The organism is Luteimonas changyuni (assembly GCF_039548395.1).
Lineage (GTDB): Bacteria > Pseudomonadota > Gammaproteobacteria > Xanthomonadales > Xanthomonadaceae > Luteimonas.
In genome coordinates, this window is record NZ_JBCLUZ010000024.1 from 1 (window position 1) to 14,556 (window position 14,556).

Here is a 14,556-nt window from a genome sequence, read left to right on the forward strand (position 1 = left end):
CCCCCCCCCCCCCCCCCCCCCCCCCCCCCCCCCCCCCCCCCCCCCCCCCCCCCCCCCCCGGGCCCCCCCCCCACAGGAGTCTGGCGACGTGATCGACAGGGTTCTTGAACACCTCGCGGCGCTGGTGTCCTTCGACACCCGCAATCCACCGCGCGCCATCGGCACCGGCGGCATCTTCGACTACATCCGCGCCCAGCTGCCGGACTTTGAAGTCACGGTGACCGATCATGGCGCCGGGGCGGTGTCGCTGTTCGCGCGCCGCGGCACGCCGTCGCTGTTGTTCAACGTGCACCTGGACACGGTGCCGGATTCACCGGCATGGACCGCTGATCCGCACGTGCTGCGCGTCGAAGGCGATCGCGCCATCGGCCTCGGTGCCTGCGACATCAAGGGCGCGGCCGCGGCGCTGATTGCCGCCGCGCAGGCCGGCGATGGCGACGTCGCCTTCCTTTTCAGCAGCGATGAAGAGGCCAACGACCCGCGCTGCATCGCCGCTTTCCTCGCCGGTGACCACGGTTTCCACCAGGTACTGGTGGCCGAACCCACCGGCTGCGAAGCCGTGCTCGCCCATCGTGGCATTGCTGCCGTGCAACTCCGCTTCCACGGCGAAGCCGGCCATGCTTCGGGTCCGCAGGCGCTGTCCGCCAGCGCCGTGCACAAGGCCATGCGCTGGGGCGTGGACGCGCTGGCCGTGGCCGAAGGCGAAGCCCACCAGCGCTTCGGCGGCCTCACCGGCCTGCGCTTCAACATCGGTCGCGTCGAGGGCGGCATCAAGGCCAACGTGATCGCGCCCGCGGCCGAAGTGCGCTTCGGCTTCCGGCCGCTGCCTTCGCACGACCTGGCGCAGCTGCACGCGCGTTTCGCGGCGCTTGCGCCCGAAGGCAGCGACTACACCGCCACCTTCCACGGCCCCTCGCTTCCGGCGGGCGATACCGCCAGCGCCGAAGAGCGCCGCCTCGCCGCGCGCGACCTGGCCGAAGACCTCGGGCTGCCGATCGGCAACGCCGTCGACTTCTGGACCGAAGCCTCGCTGTTTTCCGCCGCGGGCCTTGACGCCATCGTCTTCGGCCCCGGCCACATCGCCCAGGCCCACACCGCCGACGAATGGGTCGCGCTGGACCAGCTGCGCACCTATGCCGCGGCGGTGGTGCGAATCATCCAGGGCAACAGCTTTGCCACGGATCCACGCGGATAAGAGCCGTTCCACAAACTGTTTGTTCCAGGAAGTGTCGCTCGAACCTGCCTCGGCCAAATCCGCGTAATCCGCGCAAATCCGCGACAGGAAAGCTCTTGCCCCCAACTCAACCTCACGAAGCAGCAAGCCATGCAAGCACACGCACAGACCCGCCAGACCATTGTTCGACTGTTGTCGGGCATGGGCAGCGCGAAAGAGATCAGCCAGTACCTGAAGCGGTTTTCGCAGCTGGATGCCAAGCGCTTTGCCGTGGTCAAGGTCGGCGGCGCGGTGCTGCGCGACGACCTCGAGGCGCTGACGTCTTCGCTGGCATTCCTGCAGCAGGTCGGGTTGACGCCGATCGTGGTCCACGGCGCCGGACCGCAACTTGACGAGGCCATGCGCGAGGCCGGCATCGAGAAGCGCACGGTCGACAACCTGCGCCATACCGATGCCGCGGGGCTGGCGATCGTGCGCCGGGTGATGCGTCAGCAGAACCTGCGGCTGGTGGAGGCGCTGCAGATCGAGGGCGTGCGCGCGACCTCGATCCAGTCCGGTGTCTTCGAATGCGCCTTCCTCGACCGCGAGCGCTACGGACTGGTAGGCCAGGTCACGCGCGTGGACACCGACGGCATCGGCGCGGCGATCAAGGCCGGCTCGATCCCGGTGATCACATCCCTTGGCGAGACCGCCGAAGGCCAGATCGTCAACGTCAACGCCGACTGGGCCGCCAACGAGCTGATCAAGACCATCCAGCCCTACAAGATCGTCTTCCTTACCGGGACCGGTGGCCTGCTCGGTCCCGATGACAAGGTGATCGATTCGATCAACCTGAGCACCGAGTACGAGGAACTGCTGGCGCAGCCCTGGCTGCACTCGGGCATGCGCCTGAAGATCGAGCAGATCCACAATCTGTTGATGGTGTTGCCGCCGTCATCGTCGGTGTCGATCACACGGCCCGACCAGCTGGCGCGCGAGCTGTTCACGCACAAGGGCTCCGGCACGCTGGTGCGTCGCGGCGAGCGCGTGTTGCGCGCGGCTGCGTGGAACGAGCTCGACCTGCCGCGGATGCGCATGCTGATCGAGTCGGCCTTTGGCCGCAGCCTGCTGCCGGACTACTTCGAGCGCACGCCGCTGCTGCGTGCCTATGTCAGCGAGAACTACCGCACCGCCGTGATCCTGACCGAGGTCGACGGCGTGCCCTATCTCGACAAGTTCGCGGTGCTTGACGATGCCCAGGGCGAAGGCCTGGGGCGCGCCGTCTGGCAGGTGATGCGCGAAGAAACGCCGACCCTGTTCTGGCGCTCGCGCAACGGCAACGCCGCCAACGCCTTCTACTATTCCGAGTCCGACGGCTGCCTGAAACAGGGCATGTGGAAGGTGTTCTGGTACGGAATGGACCGGTTCCCGGCCATCGAGCGCGCGGTCGCGCACTGCGCCACGCGACCGGCCACCCTGGTGGACGTAAAGAAGAACGAGGAGGCGCTGGATGGCTAGGACCGTTGGCATCGTGGGCGCGCGCGGGCATACCGGCGCCGAACTGATCCGGCTGCTGGCCGCGCATCCCGGCTTCGAGCTGGCGGCGGTGTCCTCGCGCGAGCTCGATGGGCAGCGCGTGTCCGCCCACGTGCCGGAATACCGGGGCGAGCTCCGGTACCGCAGCCTTGCGCATGAGGAGCTCGGCGGCCTCGGGCTCGACGCATGGATCCTGGCGCTGCCCAACGGCAAGTCGGACGCATGCATCGCGTCGCTGGGCACGGCAGGCGCTCACGCCGTTACCGACGTCGACGTCGACCCCCAGGCCGATGCCGTCGACGCCCGTGGCCCGGTGATCGTCGACCTGTCGGCCGATCACCGCTTCAACGATGCCTGGTATTACGGCCTGCCGGAGCTCACTCGCGGCGCGTATGCGGGCCAGCGCCGAATCGCCAATCCCGGCTGTTACGCCAGCGCCATGCAGCTTGCGGTCGCGCCGATGCTCGACCTGCTCGATGGCCCGGTCCAGTGCTTCGGCGTATCCGGCTACTCCGGTGCGGGCACCACGCCGTCGGACCGCAACAACGCCGACAAGCTGCGCGAAAACCTCATGCCCTATGCGCTGGTCGACCACCTGCACGAGCGCGAAGTCACCCGCCATCTCGGCACGCCGGTGGAATTCATGCCGCACGTCGCGCCGCATTTCCGCGGCATCACCCTGACCGCGAACATGCACCTGCGCGAGGCGATGGACCGTGACGCGGTTGAAGCCCGCTACCACGCGCGCTACCGCGCCGAGCCCCTCGTGCGCGTCACCGACGACGCGCCCTGGGTCAGCGCCATCGCTGGCCGCCACGGCGTCGAGGTCGGCGGCTTCACGCTGTCGGCAGACGGTCGCCGCCTGGTGGTGGTGTCCACGCTCGACAACCTGCTCAAGGGCGCCGCCACCCAGGCCCTGCAGAACCTCAACCTCGCCTTCGGCTACGAAGAAGTCCTCGGCATTCCCATGGACCCCATGGCCGACCCCGACCCCGACCCCGACCGGGGCCCATCCCACCCCCTGTAGGAGCAGCTACAGCTGCGACCCCACCCCTGCAGGAGCAGCCATAGCTGCGCCCCCACCCCTGCAGGAGCAGCTATAGCTGCGACCAGATCCAGCCAGCATGGGAAATTCGCGGCTATAGCCGCTCCCACAACAGCAGCACCCATTTTTTGCGGAGAGCACGCACCATGTCCGACCTCCTCTGGCAGAAGCCCGGCGTCACCGTCGACAGCGACATCCAGGCCTTCCTGGCGGGTGACGACGTCATCCTCGACCGCGACTTCTTCCTGCACGACATCCAGGCCAGCCGCGCCCACGCCGAAGGCCTCGAGCGCATCGGCATCCTGTCAGCGGATGAGCTCGCCGGCATCGCGCGCGAACTCGACGCGCTGGCCGACGACTTCAGCACCGGAAGCTTCGTGCTCGATGCGCGCTACGAAGACGGCCACTCCGCCATCGAAGCGCGCCTGACCGAACGCCTGGGCGACGCCGGCCGCCGCATCCACACCGGCCGCAGCCGCAACGACCAGGTGCTGGTGGCCACGCGGCTGTGGCTGAAGGAGAAGCTGGCCCGCACCCACGCACTGTGCATCGAGACCGCCACCATCGCGCTGGACCGCGCACAGGCGGAGCGCGACGTGCCGCTGCCCGGCTATACCCACCTGCAGCGCGCCGTCGTGTCCTCGCTCGGCATGTGGTGGGCGGCCTGGGCCGAAGCCTTCATCGACAATGCCGTGCGCGCCGCCGACACCCTGGCCTGGATCGACGCCAACCCGCTCGGCAGTGCCGCAGGCTACGGCGTGAACCTGCCGCTGGATCGCGACCACACCACCGCGGCGCTGGGCTTCGGCCGCATGCAGGTCGCCGCGACTTACGCCCAGCTCTCGCGCGGCAAGTTCGAGATGGCCGCGCTCGAGGCGCTGTCCAGCGCCATGCTCGACCTGCGCCGCCTGGCCTGGGACCTGAGCCTGTTCACCACCGGCGAATCCGGCTTCGCCAGCCTGCCGGCCCAGTACACCACCGGCAGCTCGATCATGCCCAACAAGCGCAACCCCGACGTCATCGAGCTGATGCGCGCGACCTATGCCAGCGTCGCCGCCGCGCGTACCGAGATCGAACAGCTGCTCTCGCTGCCCTCGGGCTACCACCGCGACCTGCAGCTGTCGAAGGGCGCGCTGTTCCATGGCTTCGGCAAGGGCCTGCAGGCGCTGGCCCTGCTGCCGGACCTGCTGCGCAACCTCGACTGGAACACGGAACGCATGCGCGCCGCGCTGGAGCCTTCGATGTATGCGACCGATCTCGCCGTCGACATGGCGCGCGACGGCCTGCCATTTCGCGAGGCCTATCGCCAGGCTGCCGACCCGGCGCGCTGGGCCGAAGGCGACCCGGCCGCGAGCCTCGCCGCGCGCACGTCCCCTGGCGCTGCGGGCGATCTGCGGCTGGACGCGCTGCGTGCGCGGCTTGAAGCATTGGGCACCGTGTAAGCGTGCCGACGCGGCCGACGTGTGATGCTGTCGCGTCAGCCCGCCCCCGGGTTGGCCAAGGAACCTGACCCGGAGCCGACGCAGTGAGTAAAGCCAGGACCACCGCCCGGAACCAACGTGCGCCGCGCCGCGTCAGCCTGGCCCTGCAGGGCGGCGGCGCGCATGGCGCGTTCACCTGGGGCGTGCTCGACGCACTCCTCGAGGACGGCCGCCTGGACCTGCGCGGCGCCAGCGGCAGCAGCGCCGGCGCGATGAACGCCGTGGTCCTGGCCCATGGCCTGCTAGAAGGCGGCCCCGAAGCCGCGCGCGAAGCCCTGGCCCGCTTTTGGACCGCCGTCGGTGGCAGTGCGCCGCTGCTGCAAGCGGGGGCAGGGTCCGTGGATGGCCGGCCTTCGCCGATGGCCTCGCTGATGCTGCAGTGGAGCGGCTTCCTGGCCCCGGCGCAGTTCAACCCGCTGGGCTACGACCCGCTGCGTGACATCGTCGAAGCGCAGGTCGATTTCGAGCGCCTGCGCGCGCAGCGCAGGTTCGACCTGTTCATCGCCGCAACCAATGCCAATACCGGCCGGCTGCGCCTGTTCCGCACGCCTGAGCTGAGCGCGGACGTGGTGCTTGCATCGTCCTGCCTGCCCGCGCTGTATGCCGCAGTGGAGATCGACGGCGAACCGTACTGGGACGGCGCCTTCGCCGCCAACCCGCCGGTGCTTCCGCTGCTGGCGGAGTGCAGGGTCGACGACGTGCTGATGGTGCTGCTGAGCCCGGTCAGCCACGGGGAACTGCCGCGCTCGGCTGCGGACATCCGCGACCGCACGCAGGCGCTGGCGTTCAACGCCGCCTTTCTTGCCGAGATGCGCAGCCTGATCCGCATGCGCGAGTTCGTCCGCCGCTCGGTCGTGCCCTGGCTGGTGAAGGAGCACCCGGTGCGTCGCAAGCGCATGCACATGATCGCCGATGACGAACTGATGGCCCGGCTCGACAACGATTCGAAGTCGACCACCAGCCTGCCGTTCCTCGAAACCCTGCGCGACCACGGTCGTGCCAAGGCGCAGGAATGGCTGGACGCACACGCGGCCGAGGTGGGGAAGCGCTCGACGGTGGATATCGCGACGTTCCGCTGAGCGGCCCCGGGATCAGAATCCGCGTACCAGCTGCAGGTCCAGCTGCCGGTAGCCGTAGTTGACGCCGTCGCCCACGGGCGTGTTGCTGTACAGCAGGTGGGCACGCAGGTACCAGTCGCTTGCCCCGCGCGGGCTTTCCACCGTCAGTTCGGCCAGCCGGGCGGCGCGCCAGTCCGCGTCCGCTTCGCGCTGGCGGCCGACCCCGGCGGCGGCGGCGAACATCCATCCGCCGTGGAAGCGGCGGATCCGCAGCAGCGGCAGTACTTCGTCGAAACGGCGCGGCGAGTAGTAGTCCAGCTCGCGCGGGTGGCTGTTGTGGAAGCTGCGCGCGCGCAGCTGCAGGCCCAGTCCCCAGTCCGTCACCAGCGGCAGCGAGTACACCGCGCGCAGGTGCGTGCGCAGGTTGCTGCCGGGGAATTCCTGCAGGCCGCCCAGAAGGGTGAGCTGCTGGCCGCGTGCATCCAGCGGGATGTTGAACGCCGCCCCGGCGAAGGTGGCGTAGCGCCCTTCGCGTCCCGAGCGGGTTTCGAGCACGTCGCGCTCGATGAAGTACTCCTGTCGCCACGCGCGGTCACGGACCAGGGACGCGCTGCCGAGCACGGTGTGCCCGTCGGTACCGACCTTGGTGTTCCACTTCAGCTCGCCGCTGGTGTCGGCAAGGCGCAGGTAGGCGCGGTGATCGGTCCAGCCGCGGTCGCCCAGCGGCCGGATCCGCGCCTGCTCCAGGGTCAGGCCGCGGAAGTGCTCGGCATCGTCGTAGCGGTCGAATGCGCTGACGGCGAGCTCCTGCACCGAGGTGTCGTCGGCATCGTCCGAGAAAAAGACTTCCGTACCGCCCGCCACCGGGGACGCGGCGATGGCGGTGGGCGCGGCGAACACCATGCACGCTGCGACGATCCACGTGAACCTGCTCATTTGGTCCCCCAGCTCTTGCGCAGTCCGGCCAGCTCCGACAAGTAGCCCCAGACACAGATGGGCTGCAGGATCAGCGAGTACGCGATCACGTAGTTGATGAACCCGAGCGTGTTTCGGCGCACCTTGAGCTCCTGGCGTTTGAACATCAGGCTCTGGGTGCGGAAGATGAAGGCGTTCCAGGCCACCGCGAGCGGCAGCACCAGCAGGGTCATGATGCCGACGATGTGGTAGTAGCCGAACAGGGCAGCGACGATGCCGGGGATGAACACCAGCGTATAGACCAGGTCCAGCGGCAGGAACAGCACGTTCCACCAGATGAAGATCAGGCTCAGCCGGCGCTTCACCAGCAGCCGTGGATGGTGCTTGAAGGCTTCGATCAGGCCGCGGGACCAGCGTCGGCGCTGGCCGGCGAACTGCGACAGTTGATCGGGGACGTTGGTGAAGGCCACGGCGTCCTCGCAGTAGCCGATGCGGTGGCCGCGCTCCAGCAGCGCCCAGGACACCACGATGTCCTCGCCCACGCACTCCGGCCAGCCGCCCACGTCTTCCAGCGCCGCGCGGTCGTACACCGAGAACGCGCCCTGGGCCACCAGCGTGCCGTGGTACATGCTCTGCATGCGCTTGACCGCCGCGATGCCGTGGAAATAGTCCCATTCCTGCACGCGGGTCAGCCAGTTCAGCCGCGAGTTGCGCACCAGGACCGAACCGGCCACGGCGCGCGTGCCGGGCGGGTCGGCCAGGTAGCGCTCGATCAGGTTCGCGATCGCGTCGCGGTAGACCCAGGAGTCGCCGTCGACCGTCACCACGAGGGCGTCGTCGGTCAGTGCCAGGCCACGGTTGAGGACGCCCGCCTTGCCGATGTTGCGCTCCCCGCGGACCAGGCGGATCGCGTGGCCGGGCGACAGCCTGACGCCTGCGATCGCCGCCTCGGCGCACTCGGCCGAGTCATCGGTGGAGCCGTCATCAAGGACCAGCACCGTCATGTCGCCGGGATAGGTCTGTTGCGCCAGGCTGCGGATGGTGTGTTCGATGTTCGCGCTTTCGTTGTAGCAGGCCACCAGCACGGTGATGGCAGGGTAGTGCGCGGGGATGCTGCGGGCGGGCCTGCGGTCGAGCAGGATCGTCGAGATCAGGAAGGCGTTCATGAAGCCCGGTACGTAGGCGATGAAGGTGATCACGCCGATCGCGAGCGGGCGGCCGATCAGGTCTCCCAGATCGTCCAGCCAGGGCAGGGACAGCCAGACGCTCACGCCCACCCAGGTCAGGGCGAGCAGCAGCGAGGTGCCGAATTTCGTGGGGACGGAAAGGTAGAAGCCGCGCGTGCGCTCGGGTTGCGGATGCTCGGTCCCGGTGTCGATCGACAGCGGCTGGAGGACGCTCATTCACGTATTTCCATGCGGGTACCGCTTTGACGCCGCCCGTCAAAATGTGACGAACTGCGCGATATGCCGGTGCAAGTGATGGCCGGAGCGGCTGGAGAAGCTCGCTGGCCCCGGGGCCGGGTGAAGCATTCGGTATGCGTGGCCGCAAGACCCGTGCCAGATGCATCCCGGCAAGATGCGGGGTCTCAGCGTGGTTGCTGGCCCGGCATGTCCTCGAGATGGCGCGGCTTGCAGGCCTGCCAGGCGCCGAGCAGCATCACGATCACGCTCGCAGCCAACATCACGAACGGCCACGCCAGGCCAGCGGTGGCGTCCTTCAGGATGCCGAACAGCAGCGGCCCGAGGCAGGCCAGCGTGTAGCCCACGCCCTGGGTGAAGCCCGAGAGCGCCGCCGACCCTGCCGGCGTGCGCGTGCGCAGGTTGATCAGGGTCAGGCCGAGCGGGAAGGTGCAGCCGCCGATGCCCACCAGGGTGGCCCACAGCCACGGGGCCGCCATCGGCGCTGCCCACAGTCCGGCGAACCCGGCGAACTGCGCCGCGGCGCAGCCGAGCGCGAGCACGAAAGTGTTGGGCATGCGCACGGCGAGCGCCGGCACCACCAGGCCCCCAAGCAGGCTGAAGCCGGTATACAGCGCAACCATCGCGCCGCCGAAGGCCGGCGAGGCGCCGGCGTCGGTGAAGATCCGCGGCATCCAGGTGAACATCGCGTAGGTGGCCAGCGAGGTCATGCCGAACATCAGCGCCATGCCCCAGCCCAGCGATGTGTGCCAGACGCGGCTGCGCGACGCGGGCGTGGACTCGAGGTCGGTGGCGCCCGCGGCGGGGATTTCGTCGTCGTCGTCGTCCGTGTTGGTGTCGGTGCCGGTGGCGGCTTCCGGTCCCGCGTCTGTTCCCCGGCGCAGCAATGCCAGCCACGGCAGCATCGCCACGAGTGCCGTCAGCGTCCACGCGCCCATCGACAGGCGCCAGCCGAAGGCGTTGGCCAGCGGCACAGCGAGCAGCGCCGCCATGATGGTGCCCGCCTGCAGGGCGGTGATGTAGACCACGCTCAGCGTGCCGATGCGGTGCGGGAACCAGCGCTTCACCAACGGCGGCAGCACCACGTTGCCGATGCCCATGCCGGCCAGCGACACCAGCGAACCGGCGACCAGCAGGCCCATGCCGCCGGCCAGCGAACGCAGCACCAGGCCGACCGCTGCGAGCGCCATCGCCAACAGCACGGTGCGTTCGAGCCCGATGCGACGGGCAAGCGCGGGCGTGGCGGCGCCGAAGGCCGCGAACGCCGCCGCCGGCAGCATGCCGATGACGCCGGCCATGGTGGCGCCGAACCCGAACTCGTGGCCGACCACGTCGAGCAGCGGCGTGATCGAGGTGACCGCGGTGCGCAGGTTGAAGGCGGCCAGTGTGATGCCGGCCAGTGCCAGCAGCCAGGTGCGTGCAGGGACGCGGCGGGCGGCGCGGGGTGCGGACATCGAGCGATCCCGGCGCCCGGGAGGCGCCAAAAAGCAGAAAACCGGCCCTGGGGCCGGTCCTTTGCGTGATCACCAGTGGTCGGGGAGACAGGATTTGAACCTGCGACTTCTACGTCCCGAACGTAGCGCTCTACCAGGCTGAGCTACACCCCGACAGGTGAGCTGCGCATTTTAGGGACTCCGGGGCGGGAAGGGCAAGCCTTGCTTGCGCAGACGGCCGGCGCGGCGGCCGCAGTCGCTAGAATGGCGGGCCCACCGGCCATGGCCTGCACCGGAGCCCCGCCTTGATCAAGCCACGCACGCCCCCGGGCGTCCTCGAACTGCTGCCGCGCGAGCAGGTCGCCTTCCAGCGCATGCTCGACACCATCCGCCGCACCTTCGAGGCCTGGGGCTTCCTGCCGGTGGAAACGCCGGTGTTCGAGCTCTCTGATGTGCTGCTGACCAAGACCGGCGGCGAGACCGAGCGCCAGGTGTATTTCGTGCAGTCCACCGGCGCGCTGGAGAAGGCCCAGGGCGGCGGCGGGCAGGACGTGCCGGAAATGGCGCTGCGCTTCGACCTGACCGTGCCCCTGGCGCGCTACGTGGCCGAGCACGAGCACCACCTGGCCTTCCCCTTCCGCCGCTACCAGATGCAGCGCGTCTACCGCGGCGAACGCGCGCAGCGCGGCCGCTTCCGCGAGTTCTACCAGTGCGACATCGACGTGATCGGCAAGGACACGCTGTCGCCGCGCTTCGAGGCCGAGGTGCCGGCGGTGATCAACGCCGTGTTCGATGCGCTGGGCATCGGTGAATTCACCATCCAGCTCAACCACCGCAAGCTGCTGCGCGGGTTCTTCGCGGGGCAGGGCATCGACGACGCGGCGCAGCCGCTGGTGCTGCGCGAGATCGACAAGCTTGACAAGCGCGGCGAAGAAGCGGTGCGCGCGACGCTTGAGGGCGAGGGCTTCGGCCTGTCGCCCGAGGTGGCCGAGCGGCTGCTGGCGTTCTCGCGCATCCGCTCGACGGGTCATGAGGATGCGCTCGCGAAGCTCGATGCGCTCGGCGCCGGCACGCCGCTGTTCGAGGAAGGCCGCGACGAGCTGCGCGCGCTGCTCGGCATGCTGCGTGCGATGGGCGTGCCCGAGTCGCGCTACGCGATCAACCTCTCCATCGCGCGCGGCCTGGATTACTACACCGGCATGGTCTACGAGACCACGCTGGACGCGAACCCGGGCATCGGCTCGATCTGCTCCGGCGGCCGTTACGACGACCTCGCCGGCCACTACACGAAGTCGAAGCTGCCCGGCGTCGGCATCTCCATTGGCCTGACGCGCCTGTTCTGGCAGCTGCGCGAGGCCGGCCTGGTGGCCGCGGAGCGCAGCCCGGTGGACGTGCTGGTGGCGCTGTTCGACGACGCCGGCCTGGACGATGCGCTGGCGCTCTCGCAGCGGCTGCGCGCGGCCGGCTTGAACGTGGAAACCCAGTTCGAGCCGCGCAAGCTTGGCAAGCAGTTCCAGTACGCGGACCGCGCCGGCATCCGCCATGTGGTGGTGCGCGGCGAGGACGAGGTCGCGCGCGGCGTGGCGACGCTCAAGGACCTGCTCAGCGGCGAGCAGGTCGAGGTCACGCTGGAAGGACTCGCCGATGCACTGCTTGCGCGATGCCGGACCGACGATGCCGGCGCCGTCGGCGCTGCTGCCATCGCATCCATCAAGGGAGATGCACGATGAAACCGGTACTGCTTGATGGACTGTCGCTGACCCGGCCGCAGCTGGTGGCCGTGGCCCACGGCGCCCAGGTGTCGCTGGACGAAGGCGCGCTGCGCGCCGTGACGCGCGCAGCGGAGTTCCTTGCCGAACAGGTGCGCCGGGGAGAACCGATCTACGGCGTGTCCACCGGCTTCGGCAGCAATGCCGACAAGCTGCTTGGCGCCCATCCGCTGCGCGACGAACTGCCGGGCGCGGCGCCGTCCGGGCGATCCCTGCACGCCGAACTGCAGCGCAACCTGATCATCACCCACGCCGTCTGCGTCGGCGAGCCGATGTCGGCGCCGGTGGTGCGGGCGATGATGTGCATCCGCGTCAACACGCTGCTGCGCGGGCATTCCGGCATCCGCGTCGACACGCTGCAGGCGATGGCGCAGTTGCTCAACGCCGGCGTGGTGCCGGTGGTGCCGCAGCTGGGCTCGGTCGGCGCCTCGGGCGACCTGGCGCCGCTTTCGCATCTTGCGATCGTGCTGCTGGGCGGCGGCGAAGCCTTCGTCGAGGGCGAGCGCATGCCGGGCGCCGATGCGCTCCAGCGCGCGGGCCTGGCACCGGTCGAGCTCTCCTACAAGGAAGGCCTGGCGCTGAACAACGGCACCGCGCAGATGCTGGCCATGGGCGTGCTGGCGCTGGCGAAGCTGGAGGACCTGCTCGACACCGCGGACCTTGCCGCAGCGATGACGCTGGACGCCTTCGCCGGCCGCCTGGGCGCCTACGCCGAGGACGTGCACGCGCTGCGCCCGCATCCGGGCCAGGTGGCGGCCGCCGCGCAGCTGCGCGCGCTGCTGGACGGCTCGACGCTGGCCGACATCGCCTACCATCTGGTGCCGCGTTTCCGGCAGTGGTTGCCGGGCAGCTGGGATGAACCCGCCGCGCAGGCGATGCCCTTCGACATCGGCTGGGACTGGGTGCCGACCAGCCAGCGCCACGGGCGCGAGAAGTTCTACCAGCGCTTCAAGCCCTTCCGCGGCGGCAAGAAGCACCAGCCGCAGGACAGCTACTCGCTGCGCTGCGTGCCGCAGGTGCACGGTGCGGTGCGCGACGCCGCGGCGCAGGCCGCGCGCGTGCTCGAGGTCGAGCTCAACGCGGTCACCGACAACCCGCTGGTGTTCCCGGACAAGGCCGCCGAACACGTCGAGGAGCAGGTCATTTCGGCGGGCCACTTCCACGGCATGCCGCTGGCGCTGGCGATGAGCTACCTGAAGGCCGCACTCCCGGTGCTGGCTTCGATCAGCGAGCGCCGCCTCAACAAGCTGGTCGACCCGGCCACCAGCGACGGCCTGCCGGCCTTCCTGATCGGCAACGAGGACGGCACCGAGTCCGGCTTCATGATCGTGCAGTACACCGCCGCGGCCATCGTCAACGACCTCGCCAGCCGCGCGCATCCTGCCAGCGTCTATTCGGTGCCGACCAGCGCGAATGCGGAAGACCACGTATCGATGGGCGCCAACGAGGCGCGGCACGTACTGGCCATGGCCGACGACCTGGGCAAGGTGCTGGGCCTGGAGCTCTACACCGCCGCGCAGGCGCTGGACCTGCGCCGCGACATGATCAACGCCGCGCGCGACCTGGCGCGACGCGGCGACGCGGCGGCGCTGGCGGCCAAGGTGGCGGGCGCGCCGGCGGCGGGCACGCCGGACCACGCGCGCTTCATGGAGGAGGTCGAGGCGCTGCGCGTGGAGCTTGCGGACAGCGAGCCCTTCCATCCCGGCCGCGCCGTCGACGCCGCGCACGCGGTGATCCGCGGCCGCATCGCCGGCATGGAGCGCGACCGCGCGATGGACGGCGACGTGGCCGAGGCCGTGCGTCTGGTCTGCGACGGCGTGCTGCTGGCCGCCGTGCGCGGCGCGGGGCAGGGCATTTGAACCTGCCCCTGCACCTGGGCTGGCCAGGTGCACTGGAAGCGGGCCTGATCGCGCTGCTGGTCGGCCTGCTGGCCTACGCGCTGTTCCACGCCATCGGCCTGCGTGCACGCTGGCCTGAAGGACATGCGATCGGCTGGGCCTGCCTGGCCGCGATCGCGATCAGCGCCGGCATCGACACCTGGCACCTGTTCTACATGGGCGTGGTCAAGCTCGAGTCGCCGGTATACGCGCGCATCGCGCTGTCGAAGATCCATGACCCCGACGGCCTCGGCATCCGCGTGCTGATGGAAGTCATCGGCGCCCTGGCCGGTGTCGCCCTTGGCTGGATGCTGGCGGAGCGTCGCCGGTCCTGAAGCCCGCAACCGGCGCGGCCGCCCACGCCGCCGGTCCCTTGAACCCGTTACCTGTTCCGACTGCCTGCCTGCGCGCGAAGGCGGCCACGGGCGGCCATTGCCGCCACCCCTGTGACGCTGCGTCGTGGATGCCGAGGCGAGCGGGGCTTGCGCTGCCGGGATCGCCGTGCGTTAATGTACTAACTCATTAATACATTGGTCCAGATGAAGCAGCGTCCCGCCCCCGTGCCGAAGAAGGATGCCGACGCCGGCTTCAAGGCATTGGCCAAGGCGCTGGCGACCCTGCAGGACCCTGCCGAGATCGCGGCGTTCCTGCGCGACCTGTGCACCCCGGCCGAACTCGAGGCCATGACCGATCGCTGGCGCGTGGTGCCGCTGCTGCTCGAGGGCGTGCCCTACCGCGAGATCCACCAGCGCACCGGCGTCAGCGTCACCACCGTGGGCCGCGTCGCCCGCACCCTGGAGCACGGCGAGGGCGGCTACGCGGCCGCCGTCCGCGAGCAGTTCCCGCGCCTCCTCGACCGACACTGAAG

12 protein-coding genes and 1 tRNA gene are annotated in these 14,556 nt (G+C 69.7%); 9 read left to right on the forward strand and 4 right to left on the reverse strand.

The features are described from left to right. Positions 1 to 88: 88 nt before the first annotated feature. The 5 genes from WCD84_RS09755 to WCD84_RS09775 all read left to right on the forward strand — a co-directional run bounded on the left by WCD84_RS09755 (position 89) and on the right by WCD84_RS09775 (position 6,294). Positions 89 to 1,195: an acetylornithine deacetylase gene (locus WCD84_RS09755; RefSeq protein WP_343281237.1), complete on the forward strand. Its 1,107-nt coding sequence runs from the start codon at positions 89 to 91 to the stop codon at positions 1,193 to 1,195. A 129-nt stretch (positions 1,196 to 1,324) separates the two neighbouring features. Further along, positions 1,325 to 2,671, forward strand: coding sequence for an acetylglutamate kinase (locus WCD84_RS09760; RefSeq protein WP_343281238.1), 1,347 nt, complete (start codon positions 1,325 to 1,327; stop codon positions 2,669 to 2,671). Beyond that, entirely contained in the window at positions 2,664 to 3,716 is a 1,053-nt protein-coding gene (gene argC / locus WCD84_RS09765; RefSeq protein WP_343281239.1) for an N-acetyl-gamma-glutamyl-phosphate reductase, read from the forward strand. The genes WCD84_RS09760 and argC overlap by 8 nt, the downstream gene beginning before the upstream one ends. Before the next feature lie 164 nt (positions 3,717 to 3,880). Next, the gene (gene argH, locus WCD84_RS09770; protein WP_343254061.1) at positions 3,881 to 5,176 is read left to right on the forward strand and encodes an argininosuccinate lyase; all 1,296 of its coding nucleotides are present in this window, start codon (positions 3,881 to 3,883) and stop codon (positions 5,174 to 5,176) included. An 83-nt stretch (positions 5,177 to 5,259) separates the two neighbouring features. Next, positions 5,260 to 6,294, forward strand: coding sequence for a patatin-like phospholipase family protein (locus WCD84_RS09775; RefSeq protein ID WP_343281240.1), 1,035 nt, complete (start codon positions 5,260 to 5,262; stop codon positions 6,292 to 6,294). 12 nt (positions 6,295 to 6,306) lie between these two features. Here the strand turns inward: WCD84_RS09775 and WCD84_RS09780 are convergent, their stop codons facing one another. The 4 genes from WCD84_RS09780 to WCD84_RS09795 form a co-directional block, all read right to left on the reverse strand. Beyond that, positions 6,307 to 7,209, reverse strand: a complete 903-nt coding sequence (locus WCD84_RS09780) for a hypothetical protein (protein WP_343281241.1) — start codon at positions 7,207 to 7,209, stop codon at positions 6,307 to 6,309. Continuing rightward, the gene (locus WCD84_RS09785) at positions 7,206 to 8,591 is read right to left on the reverse strand and encodes a glycosyltransferase (RefSeq protein ID WP_343281242.1); all 1,386 of its coding nucleotides are present in this window, start codon (positions 8,589 to 8,591) and stop codon (positions 7,206 to 7,208) included. Before WCD84_RS09785 ends, WCD84_RS09780 begins: the two co-directional genes overlap by 4 nt. 185 nt (positions 8,592 to 8,776) lie before the next feature. Then, entirely contained in the window at positions 8,777 to 10,063 is a 1,287-nt protein-coding gene (locus tag WCD84_RS09790; RefSeq protein ID WP_343281243.1) for an MFS transporter, read from the reverse strand. Positions 10,064 to 10,139: 76 nt separating this feature from the next. Next, positions 10,140 to 10,216 (reverse strand) — tRNA-Pro (locus WCD84_RS09795). A 131-nt stretch (positions 10,217 to 10,347) separates the two neighbouring features. On the opposite strand from WCD84_RS09795, the gene hisS reads away from it, so the two are divergent. The 4 genes from hisS (at position 10,348) to WCD84_RS09815 (ending at position 14,554) form a co-directional block, all read left to right on the forward strand. Continuing rightward, positions 10,348 to 11,772 (forward strand): histidine--tRNA ligase, encoded by a 1,425-nt coding sequence (hisS, locus tag WCD84_RS09800; protein WP_343281244.1) that lies wholly within the window; start codon positions 10,348 to 10,350, stop codon positions 11,770 to 11,772. Then, positions 11,769 to 13,670, forward strand: coding sequence for an HAL/PAL/TAL family ammonia-lyase (locus WCD84_RS09805; RefSeq protein WP_343281245.1), 1,902 nt, complete (start codon positions 11,769 to 11,771; stop codon positions 13,668 to 13,670). The genes hisS and WCD84_RS09805 overlap by 4 nt, the downstream gene beginning before the upstream one ends. Beyond that, positions 13,667 to 14,023, forward strand: coding sequence for a hypothetical protein (locus WCD84_RS09810; protein WP_343254069.1), 357 nt, complete (start codon positions 13,667 to 13,669; stop codon positions 14,021 to 14,023). The genes WCD84_RS09805 and WCD84_RS09810 overlap by 4 nt, the downstream gene beginning before the upstream one ends. Positions 14,024 to 14,227: 204 nt before the next feature. Next, entirely contained in the window at positions 14,228 to 14,554 is a 327-nt protein-coding gene (locus WCD84_RS09815; protein WP_343254070.1) for a YerC/YecD family TrpR-related protein, read from the forward strand. Positions 14,555 to 14,556 lie beyond the last annotated feature (2 nt).

Excerpts from the sequence above, each read along its gene's own strand:
- WCD84_RS09760 (WP_343281238.1), top strand. The coding sequence starts at position 1,325 with ATGCAAGCACACGCACAGACCCGCCAGACCATTGTTCGACTGTTGTCG.
- argC (WP_343281239.1), top strand. The coding sequence starts at position 2,664 with ATGGCTAGGACCGTTGGCATCGTGGGCGCGCGCGGGCATACCGGCGCC.
- argH (WP_343254061.1), top strand. The coding sequence starts at position 3,881 with ATGTCCGACCTCCTCTGGCAGAAGCCCGGCGTCACCGTCGACAGCGAC.
- WCD84_RS09780 (WP_343281241.1), bottom strand. The coding sequence starts at position 7,209 with ATGAGCAGGTTCACGTGGATCGTCGCAGCGTGCATGGTGTTCGCCGCG.
- WCD84_RS09785 (WP_343281242.1), bottom strand. The coding sequence starts at position 8,591 with ATGAGCGTCCTCCAGCCGCTGTCGATCGACACCGGGACCGAGCATCCG.
- WCD84_RS09790 (WP_343281243.1), bottom strand. The coding sequence starts at position 10,063 with ATGTCCGCACCCCGCGCCGCCCGCCGCGTCCCTGCACGCACCTGGCTG.
- WCD84_RS09805 (WP_343281245.1), top strand. The coding sequence starts at position 11,769 with ATGAAACCGGTACTGCTTGATGGACTGTCGCTGACCCGGCCGCAGCTG.
- WCD84_RS09815 (WP_343254070.1), top strand. The coding sequence starts at position 14,228 with ATGAAGCAGCGTCCCGCCCCCGTGCCGAAGAAGGATGCCGACGCCGGC.